Origin of the sequence: Chromohalobacter canadensis, assembly GCF_034479555.1 — a bacterium.
In the GTDB taxonomy this organism is placed as follows: domain Bacteria; phylum Pseudomonadota; class Gammaproteobacteria; order Pseudomonadales; family Halomonadaceae; genus Chromohalobacter; species Chromohalobacter canadensis.
This window is the reverse complement of record NZ_CP140151.1, coordinates 494,010-518,566: the sequence shown is the minus strand read 5'-3', so window position 1 is coordinate 518,566 and position 24,557 is coordinate 494,010. Positions and strand designations below refer to the sequence as shown.

Annotated in this window: 23 protein-coding genes; 9 read left to right on the top strand and 14 right to left on the bottom strand. The window is 61.5% G+C overall.

Annotation, left to right across the window (positions count from 1 at the left end; all coding sequences use genetic code 11):
- Positions 1-138 precede the first annotated feature (138 nt).
- Complete coding sequence (locus tag SR908_RS02540; protein WP_246924776.1) at positions 139-399, top strand: type II toxin-antitoxin system Phd/YefM family antitoxin; 261 nt, start codon at positions 139-141, stop codon at positions 397-399.
- Complete coding sequence (locus tag SR908_RS02535) at positions 392-655, top strand: Txe/YoeB family addiction module toxin (protein WP_040239129.1); 264 nt, start codon at positions 392-394, stop codon at positions 653-655. The genes SR908_RS02540 and SR908_RS02535 overlap by 8 nt, the downstream gene beginning before the upstream one ends.
- Before the next feature lie 203 nt (positions 656-858).
- Here SR908_RS02535 and SR908_RS02530 read toward each other — a convergent pair whose 3' ends face one another.
- From SR908_RS02530 to SR908_RS02520, 3 genes are all read right to left on the bottom strand, one after another.
- Entirely contained in the window at positions 859-2,778 is a 1,920-nt protein-coding gene (locus SR908_RS02530) for a CocE/NonD family hydrolase (protein WP_246924773.1), read from the bottom strand.
- Between the two features lie 113 nt (positions 2,779-2,891).
- Positions 2,892-3,788, bottom strand: coding sequence for a glycine betaine ABC transporter substrate-binding protein (locus SR908_RS02525; RefSeq protein WP_246924770.1), 897 nt, complete (start codon positions 3,786-3,788; stop codon positions 2,892-2,894).
- A gap of 508 nt (positions 3,789-4,296) precedes the next feature.
- Complete coding sequence (locus SR908_RS02520; protein ID WP_246924767.1) at positions 4,297-4,881, bottom strand: TetR/AcrR family transcriptional regulator; 585 nt, start codon at positions 4,879-4,881, stop codon at positions 4,297-4,299.
- Between the two features lie 110 nt (positions 4,882-4,991).
- Between SR908_RS02520 and SR908_RS02515 the strand changes: the two genes are divergently transcribed.
- Complete coding sequence (locus SR908_RS02515; RefSeq protein WP_246924764.1) at positions 4,992-5,495, top strand: HPP family protein; 504 nt, start codon at positions 4,992-4,994, stop codon at positions 5,493-5,495.
- A 120-nt stretch (positions 5,496-5,615) separates the two neighbouring features.
- Here SR908_RS02515 and SR908_RS02510 read toward each other — a convergent pair whose 3' ends face one another.
- From SR908_RS02510 to leuS, 4 genes are read right to left on the bottom strand one after another with little or no spacing between them, the layout of a single operon-like run.
- On the bottom strand, positions 5,616-6,092 hold the full coding sequence (locus tag SR908_RS02510) for a DUF488 domain-containing protein (RefSeq protein WP_179000014.1): 477 nt from the start codon (positions 6,090-6,092) through the stop codon (positions 5,616-5,618).
- A gap of 59 nt (positions 6,093-6,151) precedes the next feature.
- On the bottom strand, positions 6,152-7,210 hold the full coding sequence (holA, locus tag SR908_RS02505; protein ID WP_246924761.1) for a DNA polymerase III subunit delta: 1,059 nt from the start codon (positions 7,208-7,210) through the stop codon (positions 6,152-6,154).
- On the bottom strand, positions 7,207-7,701 hold the full coding sequence (locus SR908_RS02500; RefSeq protein ID WP_246924757.1) for an LPS-assembly lipoprotein LptE: 495 nt from the start codon (positions 7,699-7,701) through the stop codon (positions 7,207-7,209). Before SR908_RS02500 ends, holA begins: the two co-directional genes overlap by 4 nt.
- 56 nt (positions 7,702-7,757) lie before the next feature.
- Positions 7,758-10,340 (bottom strand): leucine--tRNA ligase, encoded by a 2,583-nt coding sequence (leuS, locus tag SR908_RS02495; RefSeq protein WP_246924741.1) that lies wholly within the window; start codon positions 10,338-10,340, stop codon positions 7,758-7,760.
- 178 nt (positions 10,341-10,518) lie between these two features.
- Here leuS and SR908_RS02490 point away from each other — a divergent pair, with 178 nt between their 5' ends.
- The 4 genes from SR908_RS02490 to SR908_RS02475 all read left to right on the top strand — a co-directional run bounded on the left by SR908_RS02490 (position 10,519) and on the right by SR908_RS02475 (position 15,243).
- Complete coding sequence (locus tag SR908_RS02490; protein WP_246924737.1) at positions 10,519-11,028, top strand: zinc ribbon-containing protein; 510 nt, start codon at positions 10,519-10,521, stop codon at positions 11,026-11,028.
- A 230-nt stretch (positions 11,029-11,258) separates the two neighbouring features.
- Positions 11,259-12,773, top strand: a complete 1,515-nt coding sequence (gene betC / locus SR908_RS02485; protein WP_246924734.1) for a choline-sulfatase — start codon at positions 11,259-11,261, stop codon at positions 12,771-12,773.
- A 221-nt stretch (positions 12,774-12,994) separates the two neighbouring features.
- Positions 12,995-14,158 carry a zinc-binding dehydrogenase gene (locus tag SR908_RS02480; RefSeq protein WP_246924836.1) on the top strand — a complete coding sequence of 388 codons (1,164 nt, stop codon included), beginning with the start codon at positions 12,995-12,997 and terminating at the stop codon, positions 14,156-14,158.
- Positions 14,155-15,243, top strand: coding sequence for a proline racemase family protein (locus tag SR908_RS02475; RefSeq protein ID WP_246924730.1), 1,089 nt, complete (start codon positions 14,155-14,157; stop codon positions 15,241-15,243). Before SR908_RS02480 ends, SR908_RS02475 begins: the two co-directional genes overlap by 4 nt.
- A 70-nt stretch (positions 15,244-15,313) precedes the next feature.
- On the opposite strand, the gene lnt is transcribed toward SR908_RS02475, so the two are convergent.
- The 5 genes from lnt to miaB form a co-directional block, all read right to left on the bottom strand.
- Entirely contained in the window at positions 15,314-16,783 is a 1,470-nt protein-coding gene (gene lnt, locus SR908_RS02470) for an apolipoprotein N-acyltransferase (protein WP_246924726.1), read from the bottom strand.
- Positions 16,784-16,860: 77 nt separating this feature from the next.
- Positions 16,861-17,754 carry an HlyC/CorC family transporter gene (locus tag SR908_RS02465; RefSeq protein WP_097023048.1) on the bottom strand — a complete coding sequence of 298 codons (894 nt, stop codon included), beginning with the start codon at positions 17,752-17,754 and terminating at the stop codon, positions 16,861-16,863.
- A 108-nt stretch (positions 17,755-17,862) separates the two neighbouring features.
- Positions 17,863-18,324 (bottom strand): rRNA maturation RNase YbeY, encoded by a 462-nt coding sequence (gene ybeY, locus SR908_RS02460; protein ID WP_246924722.1) that lies wholly within the window; start codon positions 18,322-18,324, stop codon positions 17,863-17,865.
- Complete coding sequence (locus tag SR908_RS02455; protein ID WP_246924705.1) at positions 18,321-19,400, bottom strand: PhoH family protein; 1,080 nt, start codon at positions 19,398-19,400, stop codon at positions 18,321-18,323. The genes ybeY and SR908_RS02455 overlap by 4 nt, the downstream gene beginning before the upstream one ends.
- A gap of 117 nt (positions 19,401-19,517) precedes the next feature.
- Positions 19,518-20,864 carry a tRNA (N6-isopentenyl adenosine(37)-C2)-methylthiotransferase MiaB gene (gene miaB / locus SR908_RS02450; protein WP_097023046.1) on the bottom strand — a complete coding sequence of 449 codons (1,347 nt, stop codon included), beginning with the start codon at positions 20,862-20,864 and terminating at the stop codon, positions 19,518-19,520.
- A 506-nt stretch (positions 20,865-21,370) separates the two neighbouring features.
- Between miaB and SR908_RS02445 the strand changes: the two genes are divergently transcribed.
- Both SR908_RS02445 and tmpT read left to right on the top strand, forming a co-directional pair.
- Positions 21,371-21,988: a TIGR04211 family SH3 domain-containing protein gene (locus SR908_RS02445; protein ID WP_246924688.1), complete on the top strand. Its 618-nt coding sequence runs from the start codon at positions 21,371-21,373 to the stop codon at positions 21,986-21,988.
- Between the two features lie 45 nt (positions 21,989-22,033).
- Positions 22,034-22,675, top strand: coding sequence for a thiopurine S-methyltransferase (gene tmpT / locus SR908_RS02440; protein WP_246924684.1), 642 nt, complete (start codon positions 22,034-22,036; stop codon positions 22,673-22,675).
- A 24-nt stretch (positions 22,676-22,699) separates the two neighbouring features.
- Here the strand turns inward: tmpT and SR908_RS02435 are convergent, their stop codons facing one another.
- Together SR908_RS02435 and SR908_RS02430 are read right to left on the bottom strand one after the other, a co-directional pair.
- Entirely contained in the window at positions 22,700-23,254 is a 555-nt protein-coding gene (locus tag SR908_RS02435; protein ID WP_246924667.1) for a YajG family lipoprotein, read from the bottom strand.
- 124 nt (positions 23,255-23,378) lie between these two features.
- Complete coding sequence (locus SR908_RS02430; protein WP_246924664.1) at positions 23,379-24,533, bottom strand: MFS transporter; 1,155 nt, start codon at positions 24,531-24,533, stop codon at positions 23,379-23,381.
- Between the last annotated feature and the right edge of the window lie 24 nt (positions 24,534-24,557).

Sequence of the window (24,557 nt, the reverse complement as noted above, 5' to 3'; positions counted from 1 at the left end):
TTACTGAAACCTTGCATGGTCTGGCCGCTAAGGCGGGGCGTTTATCTAGAGACGATACGCGTTGAGTGTAACAGGATATTGTACATGTCGGCAGGTTAGGCTAGAATTGTACAGTAAACGGTACAGGAGAGAGGGCCGATGAAAATTATTTCCTTCACCGAGGCTCGCAATAGCCTCAAGGCAGTACTGGATAACGTGGTCAACGATGCCGACACCACGGTCATTACGCGTCGTGATGCCGAGAACGCGGTGGTAATGTCGCTTGACTATTACAATGGCCTGATGGAAACGGTCCATCTGCTGCGTTCCCCTGCCAATGCCGAACATCTGAATAAGTCAATTGCACAATACAAGGCTGGAAAAGTCGCCGAGCGTGAGTTGATAGATGGGGATGAATAGTCGCTTGCTCTGCTGGACGGACGAGTCATGGAAAGACTACCTCCACTGGCAAAGTCAGGATAAAAAAACCCTCAAAAGAATTAACAAGCTAATTTCTGACGTGAAGCGCTCCCCGTTTGAGGGCATTGGTAAACCAGAACCTCTCAAGGAAAACATGACGGGGTTCTGGTCACGCCGTATCGATGAGACCAACCGTCTGGTATATGCCGTGGATGATGCCGCGATAACGATCATATCCTGCAGGTATCACTATTGAGCATAAAACGCCCGAGGCAGCGCCTCGGGCGTTCTGACGCTATTAATCGTCATCCCGTTTCATGGACCGGGCATCCCCTGACATTACACCCAGCGTCGGCGGCGTCGCGTTTTCCAGTGCCGGTCGATGAAGCGCTCGTCGCCCTCGAAGGCTTGCAGGCGCGCTTCCAGGTAGAACCACTCAGCGTCGCAGCTCAACTCCGCCTAGGTCTCGGTGTGTACCTGCCAGTCGTCGCGCTGAAAGGCCTGGCGCCAGCTCTTGCTCATGGTCGCGGTGGCCGGGGCCTCGGGGTGGATGGCGTAGCGCTCGTCCGCCGAGGCGATGTTGGTCAGGCCGTGGTCGTAGGCGATCTCGCCGAAGTCGTCGAGGATGGCATGCCGGGTCCAGCCGTCGGTCAGCGAGTGGGTGACGTCCCGGGACTGTTCTCCGGCGCGTACGATCCGATGTTGCATGGGCCCTGAAAACACCGCCGGTTCGAACTGCACGGGCGGCGTATCGTGCGGGGGGCGCTGGGGCAGCGTGAGCCGCGATTCGGCCTCGTGCAGGGTCAGCGTCACCGGATAAGGGCTCGGCCAGACCAGCGGCCAGTAGGCGGTGGTCACCGAGACGCGCAGCCGATGCCCGGCAATGAAGCGATAGCAGGTCTGGTTCAGTGACACGGTCACATCGAGCGGCGTATCGCACGGCACCTCGGAAGGCGTGACGTGGCTGTCGCGGTGGCAGAGGTTGAGCACGCCGTAGGAGACGCGTTGCGAAACACCCTCGGGCGAGACGTCGCACACGCGCACGATCAGGTTGGCGCGCGGCTGATCGACGCTGACCCGCAGCGAGAGCGTGGGGCGCCCCAGAATCACGGTGTCGGCATCCAGCGGATCGGTGTCGTAGGTCAGCGAGTGGGCGTCGTCGCCACGCTGGTCGCCGGCGATCTCGGGGCCGCTGCTGTGGGGGGTGTACTCGCCGCATTGCAGGCCGTTGTCGGCGGGCGCGCGCAGTCTGACCACCCTCGGGCGGGCGGTGCCGTCTTCTGCGGCCTGTAGCTCGCCGTTGCCCAGCGCCAGGCTGCGGGCGGCGATGTGCGGGCTCGGCCACTGGGTCTCGGCGAGCCATTCGCCGGGCACTTCGAGGCGTTGCGGATCGGCCTCGGAAAAGGACGGGCAGAACACGCGGTACAGCGGCTCTTCCATGATGCCGGTGTCGCGATCCTTCAGCCAGTGATCCCACCAGCGCAGCGCTTCCTGGAGAAAGCCGATGGTCGGCCCCGGCATCGCCAGGTGCGGGTAGGCATGCGGCCAGGGGCCGACGATGCCGCGCCGGGGGCAGGGCGCGTGCTCGAGAATCTCGGCGACGAAGTTGACGTAGGCATCGGCCCAGCCGGTGACGGCCAGGGTCGGCGTCGTCAGGCGCGAATAATCTTCGCATACCGAGCCGTGGCGCCAGTAGGCATCGCGCGTCTGGTGATCGAACCAGTTTTCGGCGACGAAGGGTTGATGAGCGAGCCGGTGCTGCCAGAGTTCGCGCCAGTCGTCGCGCAAGGCGGGATCCGGCGGCCGCGACATGAAGGACAGCGACGAGGCCGCCCAGCCGAAGTTCTCGTTGAGTACGCAGCCGCCCTTGTAGTGGACGTCGTCGTGATAGCGGTCGACGGTGGCACCGACGGCGATGATCGCGCCGAGCGCCGGCGGCTGGCGCGAGGCCACCTGCAGCGAATTGAAGCCGCCCCAGGAAATGCCCAGCATGCCGACGCGGCCGCTGCACCAGGGTTGCTCGGCGAGCCAGGCGATCGCGGCGACGATGTCGTCCTGCTCGCTGGCCAAGTATTCGTCCTCGAGCACGCCGTCCGAGTCACCGCTGCCGCGCAGGTCGATGCGCAGCGCGGCGTAGCCGTGGCCGGCGAAGTAGGGGTGCATGCGCTCGTCGTCGGCACTGGTGGCATCCCGCTTGCGGTAGGGAATGCACTCGATGATCGCGGGCACAGGATGGGTCTCGGCATCAGCCGGCCGCCACATTCGTGCCGCGAGTCGGCTGCCGTCGGGCAGCGGAATGAACAGTGCCGGTTCCTCGACGATCGAGTACGGGAAGTCACGCACTTCCCGGGCATCGGGTTGGCTTCCACTCGGAAACATGGGGCGTCCTGTCGTCGGAACGGGGCGATGCATGCATCGCCCCGCAGGTGAAAGACTGAGATGAAAGACGGGAAAGACGGGAAAGACGGGAAAAGGTCAGCAGAAACGAGCGATCAAATGAGGTCGTTTTCGGTCAGGAAGTCCTTGGCGACCCTTTCGATGTTCTGATCGTCGACATCCACGCGGCGGTTGAGATCGATCAGCATCTCGTCGTTCAACGCGGCGGACATCTCGTTGAGCAGGGGCTCGAGGTCGGGATTTGCGTCGAGCGTTTCCTCGCGTACCACTGGCGCCAACTGGTAGACCGGGAAGAACTGCTTGTCGTCGTCGAGTACCTCGAAGTCGAAGGCGCCGTTGCGGCCATCGGTGGCGAACACCAGCGCCACGTCGACTTCCTCTTCGCGCAGCGCGTTGTAGGTCAGCCCCGAGTCCATGCGCTTGACGTTCGCGCGCGTAAACTCGAATCCGTAGGCTTCCTGCAGCGGCCGCAGACCGTCGTCGCGGGCATAGAATTCGGCATTGGAGGCGAGCGTCAGATCGGCGCCGTCGTTCATGGCCTCGGCGAGGTCCGAGAGGGTGTGGATGTCACGTTTCTCGGCATCGGCCTCGCGCATGGCGAGCGCGTAGGTGTTGTTGGTGTCCGAGGGATCCAGCCAGATCAGGCCTTTCTCGGCGTCCAGGCGCTTGGCGGTGGCATAGGTTTCGGCGGCATCGTCTGGCTGCGGCTGATCATTGAACAAGATCACCGAGTTGCCGGTGTATTCCCAGTAGAGATCGACCTGGCCGTTCTCCTGCGCCTGGCGCAGCACCGAGGTGCCCAGCCCGTCGCGCTTGTCGACGTTGTAGTCGTTGGCCTCGAGCAACTGGAAGGTGGCCGAGGTGAGAATCAGGTGCTCGGTGTAGTTGAGCCCGCCGACCACGATGGGATCGTCTTGCGCGTGTGCCGTCGTGGCCGCGGCGGAAAGGCTCAGTCCCAGCGTTGTCAGCAGTGCCGTAATGGGATGTTTCATGGCAGCGACATACCTCCGTTGTTATAGAGTGTTATCGGGTTGCGATTTGCGTCGTTTTCCAGAGTAACCCACACCGCTGCCGGGATTGATGAAGATCCGTGATGCCTGCGATTTCGAACGCCAACAGGTGATGGCATAGCCGACATGGGTGGCAGGGGCACCACCGGTTGGCTAGGCAGATGGCGTTCGGGTCGACACTGACGAGATCGCCGCCGTACGTTTCGCGTGTCGGTCCACCGCGACGACAGCACGCTGCTACTAGTGGTCTCGCTACTGGCGTGGAGCGAGAGCGTCGCGGCTAGGGTCTTGCCGCAAACCCAGCGAAGTTGGCTCCCCGCTGCCAGATGGACCGTTGCCCTTTGTTCGCCTACTTCAACTAGCGCCATTTTTGGAGGTGGTGTCAGTGTGCTTGCCTCGCTGATGATCTGCTTGGTCATCACATGAAGCGATGTTTCTGCCACTCGCATACTTGCTGCCTACTGAAGCAGAGGCAAGAGGAAGCCAAGGGTTACATAACAAATGATTTCGATGGCGCTTTCAGCGGGAGGCTGGGAAGCGACGCCGCTTTACAAAGTTGATTCCATGCTGACTCGATACGCTCAAGAGAGTGGAAAATACTGGCATTTACGATCATGCCATCGATTGTGATGACAAAAAGCTGGGAGAGGGAGCCTGGATGGTCTACTCCAGCATCGCTCAGAAGGTCGGTGAGCAAGCTGGCTACCCAATCTTTGTGTGCTTGCGAAACCTTCAGAAAGTTGTCAACACCATGGAATTCCCCCGTAGCCTTTATAAACATGCACCCATGAAAGTCTTGTGAGAAAAACCAGGCGACATGCCAGTTGATAAATGCGTTTAGCCTTTCTAACGGTTCGGAGTGCCTAAAAACCTCGCTTTCAAGTGAATCTTTGAACTGGCTGTGTCTCAGTTTAAGAACCTCTTCGACCAAATTGTCTTTGTTTGGAAAGTACTTATAGAGGGTCATCTTTGAAACTTGAGCTTCATCACGAATCCAATCCACTCCAACAGCATGATAGCCATGCTCGTTAAAGAGTCTAAGAGCGGCATTCAGGACGTCATCACGTTTATTCATAGTCAAAACCTATTTTATTAGATTTCCTCATAGCCTCATGAGTGTTGCCGTTTTGGCCAAAGCCGTTTAGTGTACAGACCTGTCTGTACATATTAGCACAGAGGTCTAGAATGTTTCACAAAATGAAAGGCAAAGGTATTGCTCCTGCGCGCCCTGACACGTTCCAAATACTAACTGGGCTGATCGGTGGAATCGCCGGAATCGGGGTCACGTCTCTGCTTGCCCAACTGGCGGGCGTCCCTTTGCTGATGGCGCCTTTTGGAGCGACATGTGTTCTATTGTTCGCCGCCTCCCAAGCGCCACTTGCACAGCCGCGGAATGTGATCGGTGGCCACGTGGTGGCAACTGCAGTAGGCCTGGCAATGATGGCGACATTTGGAAATGGGATGTGGCAGATGGCGGTGGGCGTAGGTGCGGCAATCGCGCTCATGCAGACGCTTAGAGTGGTACATCCTCCAGCTGGTGCTAACCCTCTGGTGGTACTGATGGCTGGCGTACATAACTGGGAATTTTTGATCACGCCGGTACTCGCAGGGTCGGTAGTCCTCGTGGTAATCGCTTTGTTCATTAACAACGTCGGCCGTGCCAAAGAGTGGCCCCACTACTGGGTATAAGGTAGTAAATGTTAGTCCAAGGTTGGAAGGGCCTGGTCAGCTTATGCTCGATGCCATAGCGCCAGTATTGCCCGCTGCGGGCGACCTGGAGTCGCGCCGCCGCGGGTCCTCGGAGAACGGTCAGTCGCGGGAGGTCGGCGTTTCCGACGAGGTGCTGTCGTCGGCGTGGGGCGGCGTTGCCTGATCGGCGTAGCAGGGCGACGAGACGGGCGTGCGGTCGTCCGCCTCGCGATCTTCGGTCTCCAATGCCTTGAGCAACATGTCGCGTAAATAGGGGAGGTGCGAGCGCTGTGGCTCCCGGGAGGCGGTCAGCAAGGTGAGCGTGCCTTCGCGCGCCCAGCGCATGAGGGGCAGCAAGACGTCGGGATCATCCTCGACTTCCCAGCGGTAGCGATGGCTGAACACGGTGTCGTTGAGTTCTCCCTGGTGCCAGGCTCGGCGCAAGGCGTTGGAGGGCGAGGCGTCGCGGTACCAGTCGGTCAGTTGCAGCGACTCGCGCCGCTTGCCTCGGGGCCATAGGCGGTCGACGAGAACGCGTGCACCATCGCTTTCCTCGGCGGCCTGATAGATACGTTTGAGTGCGATCGTATACGACATTCCAGCTCTCCTTCGCCAGACCTGTGCCTTCGTCAGATGCAATGTAAGCCTATCTCGATCTAGGCGATGCGATAGGAATACGCCATCTCGGCCAGAGGGCCGCGCCCACCGGCCAGAGTGAGCGACAGGTCGTGAAGCCCTTCCCAGACGGGCAATGCCGCAGCGCCCTTGATGGATAGGTCCAGGCGCTGTGCAAACAATAATAGCTTGTGTAGCCGCTTGAGGGGCATCCGCTTCAAGGCCTGCTGGTAAAGCGGACGACGCTTGTCGGGAATCGGCGGACGCTGAGCCTTGCAGGCGTGATCGAGGCTTTGCCCCTGATCGAGATGCTGCGCCAGCGATAAGAAGATGCGCAGCTCACGCGTCAATGCCCACAGCACCACCGGAGCCTCGATGCCTTCGCCGCGCAAGCCGCTGACGATGCGCGAGACGCGCACGCGATCGCCACGTAGGCAGGCGTCGATCAGTGTGAAGACATCGTAGCGTGCGTTGTCCTCCACGCCGCCGGCAATGGCTTGGGTATCGAGCCGGGCATTGGGTGGATTGAGCAGCGCCAGCTTCTGCAGTTCCTGGTCGGCGGCCAGCAGGTTGCCCTCGGTGCGCTCACCGAGCAGGCGGGCCGCGTCCATGTCCATGGACAACCCATGGCGCGACGCGCGATCCCGCACCCAGAAGTGCAGGCGCTGGTGATCCACCGGCCAGACCGGGACGAACACGCCAATCTTATCCAGCGCTTTGAACCAGGCGCTGGATTGCGCGCGTCGGTCGAGACGCGCGCTGCTGATCAGCAGGATGTCGTCGCTGTCTTTGGCCTGGCGGGCGTAGGCATCGAGTGCCTTGGCGCCTTCTTGGCCTGGTGATTGGCCGCCCAGGCGCAGCTCGATGAGCTTGCTCGAGGCGAACAGCGACATGCTGGCTGCCGATTCCGTGAGTCGTCCCCACTGAAAGCCATTTTCCACGTGGAGTACATCGCGTTCCTCGACGCCTCGCTGGCGTGCCGCGGCGCGGATGGCGTCGCAAGCCTCCATATGGATCAACGGCTCGTCGCCGGCGACGATGTAGACTGGCTGGAGGCGCTTGCCGAGCGCCTCGTCGAGCTTGTCGGGAAAAACCTTCATGGCGTCTCGAGCGCGCGCAAGCGGTCGACGAGTTGACGTGCCGCCTCCTGACGCAATGAATCTAGGGCTTCATCGCGCAGTTCGTCCTGCGCCAGCAGGTTGTTGTTATCGACGCTTAACGTGGTGCTGGCCTCGAGGGTCTGCTGGTCGAGCAGGTAGGCATTGTCTTCGCTGCGCTGCACTGAGAACGGCACACCGAGGGTCAGGCGACGTTCCTGGTTCCCGCTGCCCCCTTGGGTCAGGCGTGTCTCACGGACCTGCTCTTCGCTCAGGTTGACGCGTAGCGGAGCGCCTTCCTCGAGCGTGGTGCCGGTGCCTTCCAGCGCCTGTTCCACGGCATCTTCGAAGCGTCCATCGGGGGATGACAGTGTCAGCGAGGGAATGTCGAGCGCGGTGGCGTCGAGCCCACGCAGTTGAAAGCCGCACCCGGCGAGCATCGTCGTCAGGGTCAGCAGGAGCAGAGATCGGATGATGAGCGAACGGCGCTTCACGCAGGCCTCCTTGCGGGCTTGGGCCCGCTCCTCGGGGAGCGGGCGTATGGGCCGAGTCAGTTGGCGACGATATTGACCAGCTTGCCGGGCACGACGATGACCTTGCGCACGGTCTTGCCCTCGGTATGGCGACGTACGTTCTCCGCCTCGAGTGCCTGGGCCTCGACAGCGGCTTTGTCGGCCGCTGCAGGGACCTCGAGGCGTGCCCGCAACTTGCCGTTGACCTGCACGGCGAGTTCGACGCTGTCCTTGACCATGGCTGCTTCGTCGGCGACTGGCCACTCGGCATCGATGACCGGCGCCTCATGCCCCAGGGCTCCCCATAGCGCATGGCAGGCGTGCGGCACGATCGGTGCCAGGATCAGCACGCTGGCTTCCAGCGCCTCGCGCGTGACCGCCAAGCCTTGTGGCGTATCGGCGTCGTCCTCGTTCTGGAAACGACCCAGGGCGTTGACCAGTTCCATGACCGCGGCGATGGCGGTATTGAAGGTGGTACGGCGCCCGATGTCGTCGCTGGCCTTGGCGATGGTTTCATGGGTCTTGCGACGCAGCGTTTTCTGCTCGTCGTTGAGCGCGTCGACATCCAGCGTGGCGGGCGCGCCGGCGTTGACGTGATCGGCGACGAGCTTCCAGAGCCGCTTCAAGAAGCGGTGCGCGCCCTCGACGCCGGAGTCCGACCATTCCAGCGACTGCTCCGGCGGCGCGGCGAACATCATGAACAGGCGCACGGTGTCGGCACCGAAGCGGTCGATCATCGCCTGCGGGTCGACGCCGTTGTTCTTGGACTTGGACATCTTCTCGATGCCGCCCATTTCCACCGGTTGGCCATCCTCACGCAGCACGGCGCTGACGGGGCGGCTCTTGTCGTCACGCTTGACGTCGACATCGGCAGGATTGAACCAGTCCTTGCTGCCGTCGGCGTTATGGCGATAGAAGGTTTCGGCGATGACCATGCCCTGGGTGAGCAGGCGCTGGAAGGGCTCGTCGCTCTCGACCAGGCCGAAGTCACGCATCAATTTGTGGAAGAAGCGCGCGTAGAGCAGGTGCAGAATCGCATGCTCGATCCCGCCGATGTAGAGATCCACCGGCAGCCAGTAGTTGGCACGTTCGTCGAGCATCGCCTCCATGTTGTCGGCACTGGCGAAACGCGCGTAGTACCAGGAGGATTCCATGAAGGTGTCGAAGGTGTCGGTCTCGCGTGTCCAGCCCTCGCCGAGGTCATAGAAGTCCGGCATCTTCTTGAGTGGCGAGCCGGAGGCATCGACCTCGACTTCCATCGGCAAGGCGACGGGGAGTTCATCGTCGGTCAGCGGCACGGTCTGGCCTTCAGGCCCGTATTTGACCGGGATCGGTGCGCCCCAATAACGCTGACGTGCCACGCCCCAATCACGCAGACGGAAGTTGGTCTTCCGCGTTCCTTGACCGTTGGCTTCTAGCTTGGCAGCGATCGCATCGAAGGCCGCTTCGAAGTCGAGCCCGTCGTACTCGCCGGAGTTGATCAGCGGACCATGCTCGGCATGTGCGCCCTGGGACAAATCCGGGGCGTTACCCTCGGCATCGGCGATCACCGGTTCGATGGCGATGTCGTACTTGGTGGCGAACTCCCAGTCGCGCTGATCATGGGCGGGCACGGCCATGACCGCGCCGGTGCCGTATTCCATGAGCACGAAGTTGGCCACGAAGATCGGCACTTCACGGCCGGTCAGCGGATGAAGCGCCTTGTAGCCGGTGTCCATGCCTTTCTTTTCCATGGTCGCCAGCTCAGCTTCGGAATTGCCGCCGTGTTGGCACTCCACCAGGAAGTCGGCCAGCGCCGGATTGTCGGCGGCCGCCTGCTTGGCCAGCGGATGGCCGGCGGCCAGCGCCATGTAGGTGGCGCCATAAAGCGTATCGGGACGCGTGGTGTATACCACGAGCGGGTCGGCCTGGCCGGCGACCTCGAAGGTCAGCTCGACGCCAGAGGACTTGCCGATCCAGTTGCGCTGCATGGTCTTGACCTGTTCGGGCCAGTCGACCTCGTCCAGATCGGCGAGCAGTTCCTCGGCGTAGTCGGTGATCTTGAGGAACCACAGCGGGATTTCCTTGCGCTCGACTGGCGCGCCGCTACGCCAGCCGCAGCCTTCGATGACTTGCTCGTTGGCGAGCACCGTCTGGTCCACCGGGTCCCAATTGACGGTCGACATTTTCTTGTACACCAAGCCTTTTTCGACCAGCTTGGTGAAGAACCATTGTTCCCAGCGGTAGTAGTCGACGTCGCAGGTGGCGAATTCACGGTTCCAGTCATAGGCGAAGCCCAACGCCTTGAGCTGACGGCGCATGGCGTCGATGTTGTCGTAGGTCCAGGCGCCGGGCGGGACCCGGTTCTTGATCGCGGCGTTTTCGGCGGGCATGCCGAAGGCGTCCCAGCCCATGGGCTGAAGGACGTTCTTGCCCTGCATACGTTGAAAACGCGAGACCACATCACCGATGGTGTAGTTGCGCACGTGCCCCATGTGCAATTTGCCGCTGGGATAGGGGAACATCGACAGGCAGTAGAATTTCTCCCGGGTCGCGTCCTCGACGGCCTTGAAGCACTGGTTGGTTTCCCAGAAGGTCTGGGCGGCGGATTCGGTTGCGTGCGGCGTGTACTGTGCGTCCATCGGTTTGATCTGGCACCTTGCGTTAGGCTTGGCTTGAAGCGGATAACGCCCGGCCTCGCGATGTGATAGAACGGAGCTGGGCGGACGTTGTCCGTGTTTTATGACAGGCCGTCAGGATACCCCAGTCATGCGCCTACAGGTAGGGGCATGGCGACGACGACAGATCAGGAGAAGCGTTATGAGCGAACGTCACGATCAAGAGCATCGCCTGAGCCGCGCCTATGAGCGGGTTCTCGAGCGTCTCGAAAAAGGCGCTGGCGATCTGTCCTGGGAGTCGTTGCAGCGTGAAATGGACGACGCCATCGAGTTCGAAGCGGAGTTCGAGAATTACACCAAGGATGAATTGTCCTTGCTGCGTGCCTGGATCGAGCGTGACATGCGCGACTTGCGGGGGTTCCTGGCGCGGGGCGGCGAGGGCATCGCCACTTGGTTGGGAATCGATCTGGGGATCATTTCGCGGCGAGTCACCGAGGCGCTGTTCTCCATCGCCGATCGCACCACCGTCGATCAGGTCCGCTTCGAGGACGATCTCGAAGCGGCGCGCGCTGACTATGTCGAAGGCGAGATGGCCGTGCCCGGTCGCATGCACTGCGTGCACTGCGACACGGAAATCGTGCTCGAGTCGATCACCCGGCTCGAACCCTGCCACCACTGCGGGCATCGTTACTTCGCGCGGACCAGTGGGTAAGGCCGAAAAGGGCATAACAGGCGCAAGAGAAAGGCGACGCCTTTTTACACTTCATCAGGGTGGCTGGCACGAGGCTTCATGGCCAGCCCTCTTGGAGACCAATGTGAGTTGGGGCTAAGGGGGCAAATAAGTCTCTGGTCTGCTGACTCTTGGCACGTCACTGTAAGGAGTTCGAGGCCAGCCTTTTAGGCTGCTTCGACGCTAACAATACTCGCCAGGGAGGTTTCCCCATGACGCAACCCAACGTATTGGTCCTGATGGCCGACCAGCTCAATGGCACGCTGTTCGAGAACGGTCCCGCCGATTTTCTGCATGCGCCCAACCTCAAGAAATTGGCCAAGCGCTCGGTCAACTTCAACAATGCTTATACGCCGAGCTATCTGTGTGCGCCGGGGCGGGCTGCCTTCATGTCGAGCCAGTTGCCGAGCCGCACCGGAGTATATGACAACGCTGCAGAATTCCGCTCAAGCGTGCCGACCTGGGCGCATCATCTACGGCGTGCCGGCTATTCCACCTGCCTGTCAGGCAAGATGCACTTCGTCGGCCCCGACCAACTCCACGGTTTCGAGACGCGCTTGACTACCGACGTCTATCCGGCCGATTTCGGCTGGACGCCGGATTACACCAAGCCGGGTGAGCGTATCGATTGGTGGTACCACAACCTGGGCTCGGTGACGGGGGCCGGCGTCGCCGAGATCTCCAACCAGATGGAGTACGATGACGAGGTCGCTTTCCACGCAGAGCAGAAGCTATATGACCTTTCGCGCGGTCACGACAAACGCCCCTGGGCGTTGTGTGTCAGCTTCACCCACCCGCACGATCCTTATGTGGCACGTCGCCAGTATTGGGACCTGTATAACGACTGCGAGTATCTCGAGCCACAGCAAGGGCCCGTGCCCTTCGATGATCTGGACCCGCATTCCCAACGGATCTTCGAGGCCAACGACTACACCAAGTTCGACATCCAGCCCCAGGACGTGCGCAACGCGCGTCAAGGCTATTTCGCCAACATCTCCTATATCGACGACAAGATCGGCGGCGTTCTAGACGTGCTCGAACGCACGCGTATGCTCGACAATACAATCATCGTGGTTTGCGCCGACCACGGTGACATGCTTGGCGAGAAGGGCCTGTGGTTCAAGATGAGTCCCTATGAAGGCTCGTCGCGTGTGCCGCTGATGCTTTCCGCACCGGGGATCGAGCCGCGCAATGTCGAGGACCCGGTATCGATCATCGATATCAATACCACCATCGCTGATCTCGTGGGGATCGACCTGTCCTCGATCGCGCCCTATACCGATGGCCAGTCGCTGCTGCCCCTGACCCGGGGCGAGAAGCGCGATGCACCGGTGTACATGGAATACACCGCCGAGGCGAGCTATTCGCCGGTCGTGACCATCCGCGAGGGCAAGTGGAAATTCAACTATTGCGAGATCGATCCGCCACAGCTGTTCGACCTGGAAGCCGATCCGCTGGAACAGCACAACCTGGCGGAGAATCCCGACTACGCCGATGTGCTGGCCGAATATCGAGCCAAGGTGCACGAGCGCTGGGACATGCAAGCCTTCTATGCTGACGTGTGCGCCTCCCAGGCTCAGCGCCTGATCGTCTACGAAGCGCTGCGCAATGGCCATTACTATCCGTGGGACTACCAGCCGCTGCAGGATGCTTCCGAGCGTTACATGCGTAACCATATGGACTTGAACGAGGTCGAGGAAGCCCAGCGCTACCCCCGCGGTGAGTAAGACGAGGCGAAGTGCATCGTCTGAACCCCGTCGGCAATCAACACGAACGCTCGTGCCAACTTGGTACGGGCGTTTTTCCTTTACGCGGGATGGTATCTCCCCGTGCCGGTGGGGGCCTGGCAATGGCTCGGCAGTTCGATTGGTCGTTCGCCCCCCTTTGGCGCGGGAAAAAGTTTGATATCGTTTCACCTCGAAGCAGCGATCACGATGAGGAGGTAGGTATGCGGAGCGAGGCGCTACCCGATGCGATGGCGGCGATGCTGCTGACCGGGCATGGGGATATCGACAAACTGGAGTATCGACAGGACGTGTCTGTCCCCAGGCCTGCCAAAGGCGAGGTTTTGGTGCAGGTGACCGCGACAGCGAAGAACAATACCGACCGCAAGGCGCGAGAGGGGCTTTATCCGACCAAGGACAAAGGGGATACAACCTCGTTCCAGATCGGCGGATCACCGACGCTGACCTTCCCCCGCATTCAAGGCGCCGACGTGGCCGGACGCGTGGTTGCTGTCGGTGAGGATGTGAGCGCTGAGCGCATTGGCCAGCGTGGGCTTCTGGACTTCAATATCTATGCCGATGACCGCCCCGACATCAACCTGACGCCCGACTATTACGGTCATGGGGCTGATGGCGGCTTCGCCGAGTACATTGCCGTGCCCTCGGCGCAGTTCCACACGGTGGACAATTCCGAGTTGGCCGATGCCGAGCTTGCCGCCATGGGCATGTGTTCTTATCAAACCGCGCTTCACATGTTGAATGCGGCCAATGTCAAAGCCGGGGAGCGCGTGCTGGTGACAGGCGCGAGTGGTGGCGTGGGCACAGCACTGATTCGGCTCTGTCGTATCATGGGGGCGATTCCTTACGCGCTGAGCCAGCCGGACAAGGCCGCTTCGTTGATGGCGCTGGGTGCGGAAGCCGTGCTGGACCGCTCGGACATGCAGGATTTCACCGAGAAGGTGAAGGCGCTAACGCAGGGCGCGCCCATCGACGCGGTCATGGACCTGGTCGGTGGCGAGATGACCGACCGCTTCATCGACACCATGATTTTCGACATGACGCGTCGAACCACCTATCCACGCTTGAGCATCGCCGGCGCGAGCGGCGGTAATCTCAGCGAGATCATGTGGACGCGGATCTATCTGTATCAGGTTCACATATCCGGTGTCTCCCACGGCACGCGCGACGAGGCCGAGCAACTGGTGGCCTGGATCCGCTCGGGGCAGCTGACGCCGGTATTGCACGCGGCATTCAAACTCTCCGAGCTGCATGACGCCGAACGCTACTTCGTCAATCGCAACAGCAATTACTTAGGCAAAATCGTGATCGTCCCGGACTCGCAGTGGCAAGAACATGGCGCACCCTACGCGTTGAAGGAAGGCAAATGAGCGACAAACTGACGCTGCAACTGATCGACCTGCATGCTGGCGGTGATGTCAGCCGTATCGTGACCGGCGGCATCGATCCGCTGCCGGGGAACACGGTGCGCGAAAAGATGGAATATCTGCGCGAGGACGCCGATGGCCTGCGCCAACTACTGCTCAGCGAGCCTTATGGCATCCCCGAGATGTCGGTGGACCTGCTCGTGCCCGCCAGCGATCCGGAAGCCGAGGTGGGCTACATCATCATGGAGGTGATGGGCTATCCCATCTATTCCGGGTCCAACACCATCTGCACCGCCACGGCCGTGCTGGAAAGCGGTCTCGTGCCCAAGCGCGAGGGATACCAGCGTTTCATCCTGGAATCTGCGGCCGGCCTGGTCCATATCGAGGCGCGAGTGGAAAACGGCGTCGTGGAGGGCATCACCTGTGAAGGGCTGCCCAGCTACATCGATACGTACCGGGCCAGCATCCATGTACCCTCGATCGGGGACGTGACCTACAGCGTCGCCTATAGCGGGGGCTTCTACGCGATGGTGGAATCCGCCGAGTTGGGCTTCTCGCTGAACCGGGATGAGGAGACGCGACTGGCGGAATGCGCCCACGCCATCGTCGAAGCGATCCAGGCTGAACGGGGCTTCTCTCACTATACTCTGGGCGATGTGGGGCCGCTGCCGTTCTTGCATTTCATGGGCCCGGTCGAGCAAGTCGCGGATGGTTTCTTTCGCTCGCGCTCGACGACCTATGTGCACCCGGGTGTGATCTGCCGCAGCACGACCGGCACGGGCACCTCGGCGCGTCTGGCCCTGATGCATCACGAAGGCACTCTCCAGCCGGGGGACAAGCTGGAGACCGTGTCCCTGCGTGGCACGGGCTTCATCGGCGAGTTCACCGGCTCACGGCAGGAAGGCACGCACCAGGTGGCCGAGAACACCATCACCGGCAAGGCCCATGTCCTGGCCAGTTCGGACGTCGTCATCAACTGCAACGACCCGCTAGTGGAATGCGGCAGCCTGCACCATATCGTCACCAGCGGTCATCGCAAGGCTGAGGAGGCGTTGCCCGTCGAGGAAGAGGCGTCTCTACCAGACTAGGCCCACCCCGGCACGACGCGCGGGTTTCGCTGCGCGTCGTGCCGTGACCGGGCGTCAGGCTCGGCGCATGCTAGGTGCGGCGGCGCCAACGCAGTCCGGGGACGAGCAGTAGCAGGGCGAGTCCCCATGCCGGCCAACTGCCGGTACGAGTGAAGAGCGTCAGTCCCTGCATGGGCTGAACCTCGCCGCTGATGCTGGCAGTCTCGAAGCGCGGGGCGCGTTCGGTGATATGGCCCTGAGCGTCGATGATGGCGGTGACGCCGTTACTGGTGGCGCGGAGTACGTAGCGGCCATTCTCCAGGGCACGTAGCTGGGCCATCTGCAAGTGCTGCAATGGGCCAATGGAGTCCCCGAACCAAGTGTCGTTGGAGACGGTGAGCAGCACGTCGGCGCCGCGCGCACGTTGGGCGACCAGGTCTGGATAGATGATTTCGTAGCAGATCGCGACGCCCAGGCGCATACCCGCGGCCTGGATCGGTGCCTGATCGGAGGCCCCGGCGGTGAAGCTCGACATGGGCAGGTTGAAGAAGGCGATGATGCCGCGCAGCAATCCTTCCAACGGTAAATACTCACCGAATGGCACCAGATGCTCCTTGCGATAGCTGCCTTGGCTGTTGCCCATCCCGATGACCGCATTGTAGTAATCGCCTTGATCGTCGCGCTGGACGATACCGGTCAGCAGGGCGGTATCGGTGGGCAGCGTCGTTTGTACACGTTCCAGAACGGGACGTGCCTTGGACGCGAACATCGGCAAGGCGGTCTCCGGCCATATGATCAGGTCGGTGTCGTCGTCCTGGTCGCGGGTCATCTCGGTATAGGTGTTGGCGGCCTTGCGTTGTCCCTCGGGGCTCCACTTCGAGAGCTGGGGAAGATTGCCTTGCAGCAGGGCAACTTGCTTGGGGTCGCCTTGTGGAGATGTCCACTGCGTGGGCAGCACCAGCGGTAGGCACCACATCGCGATGAGCGGCACCAGTGCCCACAGGCGGCGCTTCACGAGCGCCACCAGCAAGGTGCCGCTGAGGGCGACGATCAACGACAGCAGGTAGACGCCGCCGATGGGCGCCCACGGCGCTAGCGGCGATTCGACATGGGCACTGCCGAGCAGCAGCCAAGGAAAGCCCGAGAAGGCCCAGGTACGTAATGCCTCGCCGAGGACCCAGACGCCCGCGAAGGTGATAACGGACCATCGTGCGCTCGTGAAACGCCGATAAACACCGAACACCACGCCATAAAACAGCGCCAGGGTGACCACGAATAGCGCGGTGAGGAAGATCGCCAGTGGGACACCGGTGTAGCCGTAGTCATGGATCGAGACATAGATCCATGAGGTGCCGGCACCGAAGAGCCCGACGCCATAACTCCAGCCGCGTAGTGCTGCCTGGCCGGGCGTGAGGTCGTGGAGGCCATAGAAGACCAGAGCGACGGCGAGGGGGCCGATCCACCACCATTCGAAGGGGGAGAAGGTAAGCGTCGTGAGCGCGCCAGCGAGCAGCGCGACGAGATATCCCATCCAGGGGCGATAGGTGCGGGAAGACAGCATGAGGCACTCCTTGTCGAAGGTGCCTCTTATAACAGAGCGAGGCGCTGTGGGCCATGCCGCACATACGCCTGCCCGATTTAATGCGTGTCGTCGTTCCCGGATTCTTCGGCATCATCCTCAGGGCAGGGCGAGACCTGCAACAGACGAATGCGACGATTGTCGGCATTGAGCACGGTGAAGCGCCAGGTGCCCAGGTCGGCGTGTTCGTTGCGTCGCGGCAGATGCCCAAAGCGCTGCATGACCAGGCCACCGACGGTATCGAATTCTTCATCGGGAAAGGACGTCTCGAAGCGTTCGTTGAAGTCCTCGATGGGCGTCAGGGCACGAATTGCATAGGTGCCATCGCCCAGGTCGCGAATGTCGTCTTCATCATCGATGTCGTGTTCGTCCTCGATGTCGCCGACGATCTGCTCGAGGATGTCCTCGATGGTCACGATGCCTGCAGTGCCACCGTATTCATCGACCACCACTGCCATGTGGTTATGGGTGTCGCGAAATTCCTTGAGGAGGCTGTTGAGGCGTTTCGATTCGGGAATGAACATCGCCGGACGCAGGATATCGCGTAGTTGGAAGCGTTGGCGCTCGGCGTCGCTTAGCTTGAGCAACGGCAGGAGATCCTTGACCAGTACGATGCCCAGTACCTCGTCGAGGTTTTCGTCGATGATCGGGTAGCGAGAGTGTGCGGTCTCGAGGATGATCGGCAGGCAGTCCTCGGGGCGCTGGTCGACATGCAGGGCGGTTACCTGGGAGCGCGGGATCATCACCTCGCGCGTTTGCTGATCGCTGATCTGGAACGCGCCTTCGATGATGGTCAGCGCGTCTTGGTCGAGGCGCAGTCGTGTACCGGCCTCGCGCAGGAAGGTGAGCAACTCGTCACGCGAACTCGGTTCATCGGAGTCGTTGGAAAAAGCGTTCAGCAGTTTATCCAGCCAGGTTTTGCCACCCTGGCTGCTCGATCGGTCTTCGCTCATGCGATAGGTCTCTCGTTCCTCATGGACGATAACGCGGGGATGATAAAAGGGCGTGCACGGCCACGGGCCGAGCATCGCGGGGCGTCGAGATGTGTGCCAGGCGGAGGTTCACTCGGCATAGGGATCACCGATCTTGAAACCAGCCAGTAGCTCGCGCTCCAACGCTTCCATCTCTTCGGCTTCACGCTCATCTATATGATCGTAGCCGAGTAAATGCAAGGTGCCGTGGATCACCATATGGGTGTAGTGATGGGCTAGAGGCTTATCCTGTGCGGTGGCCTCGGTGACGACGACATCGTGGCAGATCGCCAGGTCGCCAAGCAGTGGCAAGGTCACCCCGGGAGGCGTTTCGAAAGGGAAGGAAAGCACGTTGGTGGGCTTGTCCTTGCCGCGATAGTCGCGATTGAGCGTCTGGCTCTCTTCAGGGGAGACGAATCGCACGGTCATTTCCGTGCGCTTTTCATCGGGATGACGAGCGAACACGGCGCTTACCCAGGCCTCGAGGTCGGCCTGGGTGGGGAGCGCGGTTGTCGTGTCAATGGCGACCTGACGGTCGATGTCGAGGGTCATGCGTCTGCCGGCTCGTCGTTGTCGCGGCGCGTATCGTCTTTATCGCGCTTGGCCTGTGCACGCCGTTCTTGGCGGGCGCGCTCCTGCTCTTCCTCGGCGCTTTCGAAGGCATCGTAGGCTTCGATGATACGCTGGACCAATGGGTGGCGGACCACGTCCTTGGCCACGAAATGCGTCACGCCGATCCCGGCGGTGCCCTTGAGCACATCGAGAACTTGAATCAGCCCCGATTGATTGCCGCGTGGCAGGTCGACCTGGGTGATATCGCCGGTGATCACGGCGGTGGAGCCGAAGCCAATACGCGTCAGGAACATCTTCATCTGTTCGCGTGTGGTGTTCTGGCTCTCATCGAGAATGATGAAGGCATTGTTGAGCGTGCGTCCGCGCATGTAGGCCAGCGGGGCGACCTCGATCACTTGCCGCTCGATCAGCTTGTTGACCTGTTCGAAACCTAGCATCTCGTAGAGCGCGTCGTAGAGCGGGCGCAGGTAAGGGTCGATCTTCTGAGCCAGATCGCCGGGGAGGAAGCCCAGGCGCTCGCCGGCTTCCACCGCCGGGCGCACCAGGAGGATCCGCCGCACCTGTTGCTGGTTGAGCGCCTCGACTGCTGCTGCGACTGCCAGATAGGTCTTGCCGGTGCCCGCCGGGCCGACCCCGAAATTGATGTCGTGATCGTGAATACTGGTGACGTAGGTCTGCTGATTGTGACCGCGTGGCTTGATCAAGGCGCGCGGCGTGCGGATGAGCACGCCGCCCTCGTCGAGCGTTTCCTCGTCTTCTTCCAGTGACTCGAGGCCGGATTCCTGCAGGAAAAGGTGCACGGTGTCCGGTGTCAGCTCATTGGCTTCCGTCTCGCGGTAGAGATGCTCGACGACATTGGCGGCCGCTTTGACGTGAGGGCCGGGGCCTGCAAGCTGAAAGGTGTTGCCGCGATTTCGCAACGTCACGCCCAGACGCGACTCGACGAGCTTGAGATGTTCGTCCTGCTGCCCGCATAGGCTTGCCAGGCGCATGGGGTCGTTGGGTTCGAGTGTCAGCGTGAGGATGCGATGTGCCTGCGAAGTGTTCTGGCTCAACTCGAGGAGATCCATGGGTTGGAAGTGTGAATTCAGCTTAGCGCCCCGGACAACGCCGGGGCAATGATCTTGCGCAAGGATTCGTCACGATAGCAGACAAAGACCGCCGGCAGCGCCTTAGTAGCGAGCCGGAGAGGCCAAATCGCCACGCAGCGAGTTGGGAAGCGCCTCGGTGATCTCGACATCGACGAAGTAACCGATGAGCTCGGTCGGGTTGGGCGCACGGAAGTTGACGACTCGGTTGTTCTCGGTGCGACCGGAGAGCTGGCCGGGATCCTTGGGCGAGAAGCCGGTGACCAGGATGCGCTCGGTATGGCCGACCATGCGCCGCGAGATCTGCATGGTTTGCTGGTTGAGGCGTTCCTGCAGGATCGCCAGACGCTGTTTCTTGGTCGCTTCCGGCGTTTCGTCTTCCAGATTCGCGGCCGGGGTGCCCGGGCGCGGGGAATAGACGAAACTGAACGAAGCGTCGTAACCGATGCGCTGGATCAGGTCCATGGTGTTCATGAAGTCTTCTTCGGTCTCGCCGGGGAAGCCGATGATGAAGTCCGAGGAGAAACTGATGTCCGGACGCAGCGCGCGAATGCGCTCCAGCTTGTCGACGTATTCCTCGACGGTATGACCGCGCTTCATGGCCGCCAGGATACGATCCGAGCCGGCCTGCACGGGCAGGTGAAGATGGCTGACCAGCTCCGGAATCTCGCCGTAGGCCTCGATCAGGCTGTCGGAGAACTCCACCGGGTGCGAGGTGGTGAAGCGGATACGGTCGATGCCTTCCACGGCGGCGACACAGCTGATCAGCTCAGCGAGGTCGATTTCATCGCCCAACTGGTTCTCGCCGCGATAGGCGTTGACGTTCTGGCCCAGCAAGTTGATCTCGCGCACGCCTTGATCGGCGAGGTGAATGACTTCCTCCATCACCGGCTCGAAGGGCCGCGAAACCTCTTCACCACGGGTGTAGGGCACCACGCAGAAGGTGCAGTACTTCGAGCAGCCTTCCATGATCGAGACGAACGCGGTGGCGCCATCTGCCGTGGGCTTGGGCAGGTGGTCGAATTTCTCGATCTCAGGGAAGGTGACATCGACCATGGAGATGGTCTCCGCCCCTTGGCTCGAGTCGAGCATGGTCGGCAGCCGGTGCATGGTCTGCGGCCCGAAGACCATGTCCACATGCGGCGCACGCTTCTGGATATTGCCGCCTTCCTGACTGGCCACGCAGCCCCCGACGCCGATCACGAGATCGGGGTTGGCGGCCTTGAGCTTCTTCCAGCGCCCGAGCTGGTGGAAGACCTTCTCCTGGGCCTTCTCACGGATCGAGCAGGTGTTGAGCAGGATGACATCGGCCTCCCGCTCGTCGTCGGTCAGCTCGAGTGCATGCGATTCGCCGAGTAGATCCGCCATGCGCGCGGAGTCATACTCGTTCATCTGGCAGCCGTGGGTCTTGATGAAGAGTTTCTTCGCCATACCGATCCGGTCGGTGCGTCGAGCGCCCGACATATGTCCGTGATTGGGAGTAAGTAAAAGCGTGGCCTTGAAGCGTGGCCCAGCCGCTTGTTCAGGATAAGAAAGCACATTATACGGATTGACGGCATCGTGGGCCAGCCTTGCGCCTGAGTCGAATCGTCCGCGATGATGCCGAGGCTGTGATACGCTACGTTTCTCGCGTGAGGCGCCTCGTGAAGGTACGCTGCGGACAGTCAAGACCGACTCAGGATTGCGAAATTTTCGTGTCCGATGAATCGGTTATCGCGCGATGGTAGTGGTTAAAAATTGCACGATTTGTCGCTATGACAGACATTGCGGTGGTCTCGCCGCCGTCAAGGTCAGGTTTTCCCAAGACTTATCCACAGAATGTGTGGATGGTCGCCCGCCCGCCGAGTCGCGACAGGATGTCCTCTCGGCTGGGTGATGCAACGCGTGGAAGCAGTACGTACTCGTGAGCCGTTCGTCATTCATGAAGAAGCCACGTTATGTCTAGAATCAAACCTCTGATGCTGAGCTTGGTCCTCGGGGCCTGCGCTTTTAACGCTCATGCGCAAGACGATGGGCAGTACTGGGTCTCAGACAAGTTACCGACCTATGTGCGTAGCGGCCCCACCGAGGGCTACCGTATCGTCGGCACACTCGAGAGCGGCGATCCCGTGACGCTACTCGAGCGCCAGGGTGACTACAGCCGCGTCCGTGGTGACGATGGCGATGCCGTCTGGATTCCCAGCCGTTACCTGCAGGACTCGCCGAGTGCGAGCTCGCGCTTGCCCGAGTTGCAAGCGCGTGTGGATGAATTGACCTCGCAGCTCGACGGTATCAATGAAGAATGGGAGCAGCGCGTGGAGGGCATGACCACGAAGCTGGACAATAGAGCCGAGCGTATCGAAGAGTTGGAATCGCGTAACGCCGAATTGGATAGGGCTTACAGTGATGCCGAAGAAACCACGCGCGAGCTCAAGGCGCGGCTCGATACGCAGGAACAAGATCTTTTGATGCGTTATTTCACCTACGGTGCCGCCGTGGCCGGGGCCGGCTTGCTGGTGGGCTTGATCGTGCCGCACCTCCCGCGTCGGCGTAAGCGCCGTAGTGGATGGTTTTAATGGCGTGTCGAGGGCGTGTGAACGATGGAGAGGCGTTAACGACGTATGGCGACGGATGAGTGGCTGGAGCGCTGGGAAGAGGGTCGGATCGGGTTCCATCGATCCGTGCCGCATGACGCCTTGATACGCCACTGGCCGTCACTCGGGGCTCAGCCCGGCGGCAAGGTGCTGGTGCCCCTGTGTGGCAAGAGCCTGGATATGCGTTGGCTGGCCGAGCAGGGGCATCCCGTGCTTGGCCTGGAACTCTCGTCGCTGGCCATCGAGCAATTCATGGCCGAAAGTGAGGCGCCGATCTCACGCTACACGCAAGATGCGTTTTCGTGCTGTCGTCAGGGCAGCATCGAGCTCTGGTGTGGCGATTTCTTTCATTTCCATACCGCGCAGGCCGAGGAGTTGGCGGCGTTCTACGATCGCGCGTCGCTGATCGCCTTGCCCGAGGCCACGCGGCAACGCTATGCCTTTCACTTGGCGCAATTAATGTTGCCTGGTGCGAGAGGCTTGTTGATCAGCTTGATGGATACGCACTCGCCCGAGAGCGGCCCCCCGTATTCGGTGGCCGATGACGAAGTGGAGCGTTTGTTCGCGGCGAATTTCGAGCTGACGCACCTGGAAACGCGGCCACCGGATGACACCGGCAAGCAGGAAAGCGTGTGGTCGCTGATACGGCGTGGGCCGCGACTGGCATGATCACCGTCGCGGCGCCGGCGTGCGTCAGTCCTTGAGCTGGCGGGAAAGTTCGGGGTCGCTGAAGGTGCGTCTCAAGGCGTTGCTCAACAGGTCGCTGACCATGCGGTTGTTGGAGTCCCAGTCGGGCTTGATGGCGAAGCTCTGCTTGCGCTTGGCCGTATAGGTGCCGGTATAGGTACCGCCGTCGTTGGCGACCTGGGCACGCAGCACTGCCTGTAGCTGCGCGGCGTCGAGTAGCGGTGCATCGGCCTCGACGGGGCCGTAACTGAGATCGGCGAGTGTCAACGTCAACGTCGCATTGGTGCTACCGTCTTCGACGGGCGAGAAGCCCATGCGACGCAATGCCTGTTCCGCCTGCGTCTGTAGCTTGGGGATGACGTCATGCGCGGGGACACGAATCGTCGATGTCGACGCCGGTGAGCCGGAGCGCGTGCCCAGCACGTCGCTGCGACGTCCATCGACCACGCTGAGGGCAATTTCCTGCCCGTTTCCCGTTTGAGGAAGCGCCGTCCCGATATCGGGCTTGACCTGAAGAATCTGAGGGCTCTGGGCGCAGCCGGTCATGAGTAGTGGCGTCATGAGTAGCGCGACAAGGGCGAACGCGGGCCGTGTTCTAACGGGGATGAGTCGGCGCATACGCATCGTGTGTCCTGAAATGAAAGAGAAAAGATAGTTGAAGCTTGGCTGCGAGTATAGCGGCACCTCAGGAGCGCGCGAAGTCCTTTCGGGGCAACGCCAATGCCCACAGGCCTAGCAGCGGACCGGGCAGCATCAACCAGGCGACCCACGGGCCGAGCGATGACCAGGCGGGCAGCAGCCACGCCAGGGAGCCCGCCGATATCGCAAAGCCGATGGCGTTTTGCAGGGTCAAGGCGCTACCGACCAGCGACGCCGGACAGGCACGTGCCGACAGCGCCGAGAAATGCGGGGAATCGATGACCGCGAGTAGGCTCCAGAGCGCCAGAAACAGGGCGACCCAGAGCCCCGACATGCCGCCAAGCCAAGGGTACAATAGACAGCAGACGGCTGAACCGCTCAACCCCAGTTGAGCAATGCGACGACTGCCCAGGCGCAGGCTCAACCAGCCGCCCAGCCAGCAGCCGGGCCCCCCGATGGCGATCAACGCGAAGCTGCCGAAGGCCAGTTGTGTCTGTGTCAGGGCGGGGAGCGCCGTGGCCAGCAATAGCGGTATCAAGGCCCACAGGGTATACAGCTCCCACATGTGACCGAAGTAAGCACTTGCCGCGCGCCGGAAACCGGCGATGCGAAAGGCGCTGGGTCCCGCCCAGCGGGGTGTCTCCCGAGAGGTCTTGCTCACGCTTGGTGCCTCGCCGAGACGCCAGATCATGGCTCCTGCGACAAGCGCCAGCAGTGAGGCGCTCCATAGCGCACCGCGCCAACTGCCGCCGAACGAGAGGCCGGCCAGCAAATGCGGCAGTGCCGTACCGACGACCAGCATGCCGACCAGCCACGCCAGCCCGAGTCCTGCACGTTGCGGTTCCCAGCCGACCATGAGCTTCATGCCCACCGGGTAGATGCCGGCCAGCGCCATGCCGGTGATCAGACGTAGCGCCACTGCCGGCCACAGACCGCCGGCCCAGGGCAGCGCGGCATTGCTGAGGGCGCCGAGCAGACAGCAGGTGGCGAACAGGCGGCTTGCGTCGCGGCGGTCGGCAATGCCGCTCAGGCCGATCGTCAATGTGCCCAGGAGAAAGCCGACCTGGACGGCACCGGTCAGCCATCCCAGGTCATGGGCGGCGAGCATCCATTCACGTTCCAGGTCACCAATCACCGCATTGGGGGTGAACCACAATGCAGTGCCGAACAGTTCGGCCAGGGCGATCCAGACGATGGGCATGGCGGCTCGCCTCCACCTAGCTCT

What these genes read in the sequence shown, in the direction of transcription:
- SR908_RS02540 (WP_246924776.1), top strand. Translation starts at nt 139, where the DNA reads ATGAAAATTATTTCCTTCACCGAGGCTCGCAATAGCCTCAAGGCAGTA.
- SR908_RS02535 (WP_040239129.1), top strand. Translation starts at nt 392, where the DNA reads ATGAATAGTCGCTTGCTCTGCTGGACGGACGAGTCATGGAAAGACTAC.
- SR908_RS02530 (WP_246924773.1), bottom strand. Translation starts at nt 2,778, where the DNA reads ATGTTTCCGAGTGGAAGCCAACCCGATGCCCGGGAAGTGCGTGACTTC.
- SR908_RS02525 (WP_246924770.1), bottom strand. Translation starts at nt 3,788, where the DNA reads ATGAAACATCCCATTACGGCACTGCTGACAACGCTGGGACTGAGCCTT.
- SR908_RS02520 (WP_246924767.1), bottom strand. Translation starts at nt 4,881, where the DNA reads ATGAATAAACGTGATGACGTCCTGAATGCCGCTCTTAGACTCTTTAAC.
- SR908_RS02515 (WP_246924764.1), top strand. Translation starts at nt 4,992, where the DNA reads ATGTTTCACAAAATGAAAGGCAAAGGTATTGCTCCTGCGCGCCCTGAC.
- SR908_RS02510 (WP_179000014.1), bottom strand. Translation starts at nt 6,092, where the DNA reads ATGTCGTATACGATCGCACTCAAACGTATCTATCAGGCCGCCGAGGAA.
- holA (WP_246924761.1), bottom strand. Translation starts at nt 7,210, where the DNA reads ATGAAGGTTTTTCCCGACAAGCTCGACGAGGCGCTCGGCAAGCGCCTC.
- leuS (WP_246924741.1), bottom strand. Translation starts at nt 10,340, where the DNA reads ATGGACGCACAGTACACGCCGCACGCAACCGAATCCGCCGCCCAGACC.
- SR908_RS02490 (WP_246924737.1), top strand. Translation starts at nt 10,519, where the DNA reads ATGAGCGAACGTCACGATCAAGAGCATCGCCTGAGCCGCGCCTATGAG.
- betC (WP_246924734.1), top strand. Translation starts at nt 11,259, where the DNA reads ATGACGCAACCCAACGTATTGGTCCTGATGGCCGACCAGCTCAATGGC.
- SR908_RS02480 (WP_246924836.1), top strand. Translation starts at nt 12,995, where the DNA reads ATGCGGAGCGAGGCGCTACCCGATGCGATGGCGGCGATGCTGCTGACC.
- SR908_RS02475 (WP_246924730.1), top strand. Translation starts at nt 14,155, where the DNA reads ATGAGCGACAAACTGACGCTGCAACTGATCGACCTGCATGCTGGCGGT.
- lnt (WP_246924726.1), bottom strand. Translation starts at nt 16,783, where the DNA reads ATGCTGTCTTCCCGCACCTATCGCCCCTGGATGGGATATCTCGTCGCG.
- SR908_RS02465 (WP_097023048.1), bottom strand. Translation starts at nt 17,754, where the DNA reads ATGAGCGAAGACCGATCGAGCAGCCAGGGTGGCAAAACCTGGCTGGAT.
- ybeY (WP_246924722.1), bottom strand. Translation starts at nt 18,324, where the DNA reads ATGACCCTCGACATCGACCGTCAGGTCGCCATTGACACGACAACCGCG.
- miaB (WP_097023046.1), bottom strand. Translation starts at nt 20,864, where the DNA reads ATGGCGAAGAAACTCTTCATCAAGACCCACGGCTGCCAGATGAACGAG.
- SR908_RS02445 (WP_246924688.1), top strand. Translation starts at nt 21,371, where the DNA reads ATGTCTAGAATCAAACCTCTGATGCTGAGCTTGGTCCTCGGGGCCTGC.
- tmpT (WP_246924684.1), top strand. Translation starts at nt 22,034, where the DNA reads ATGGCGACGGATGAGTGGCTGGAGCGCTGGGAAGAGGGTCGGATCGGG.
- SR908_RS02435 (WP_246924667.1), bottom strand. Translation starts at nt 23,254, where the DNA reads ATGACGCCACTACTCATGACCGGCTGCGCCCAGAGCCCTCAGATTCTT.
- SR908_RS02430 (WP_246924664.1), bottom strand. Translation starts at nt 24,533, where the DNA reads ATGCCCATCGTCTGGATCGCCCTGGCCGAACTGTTCGGCACTGCATTG.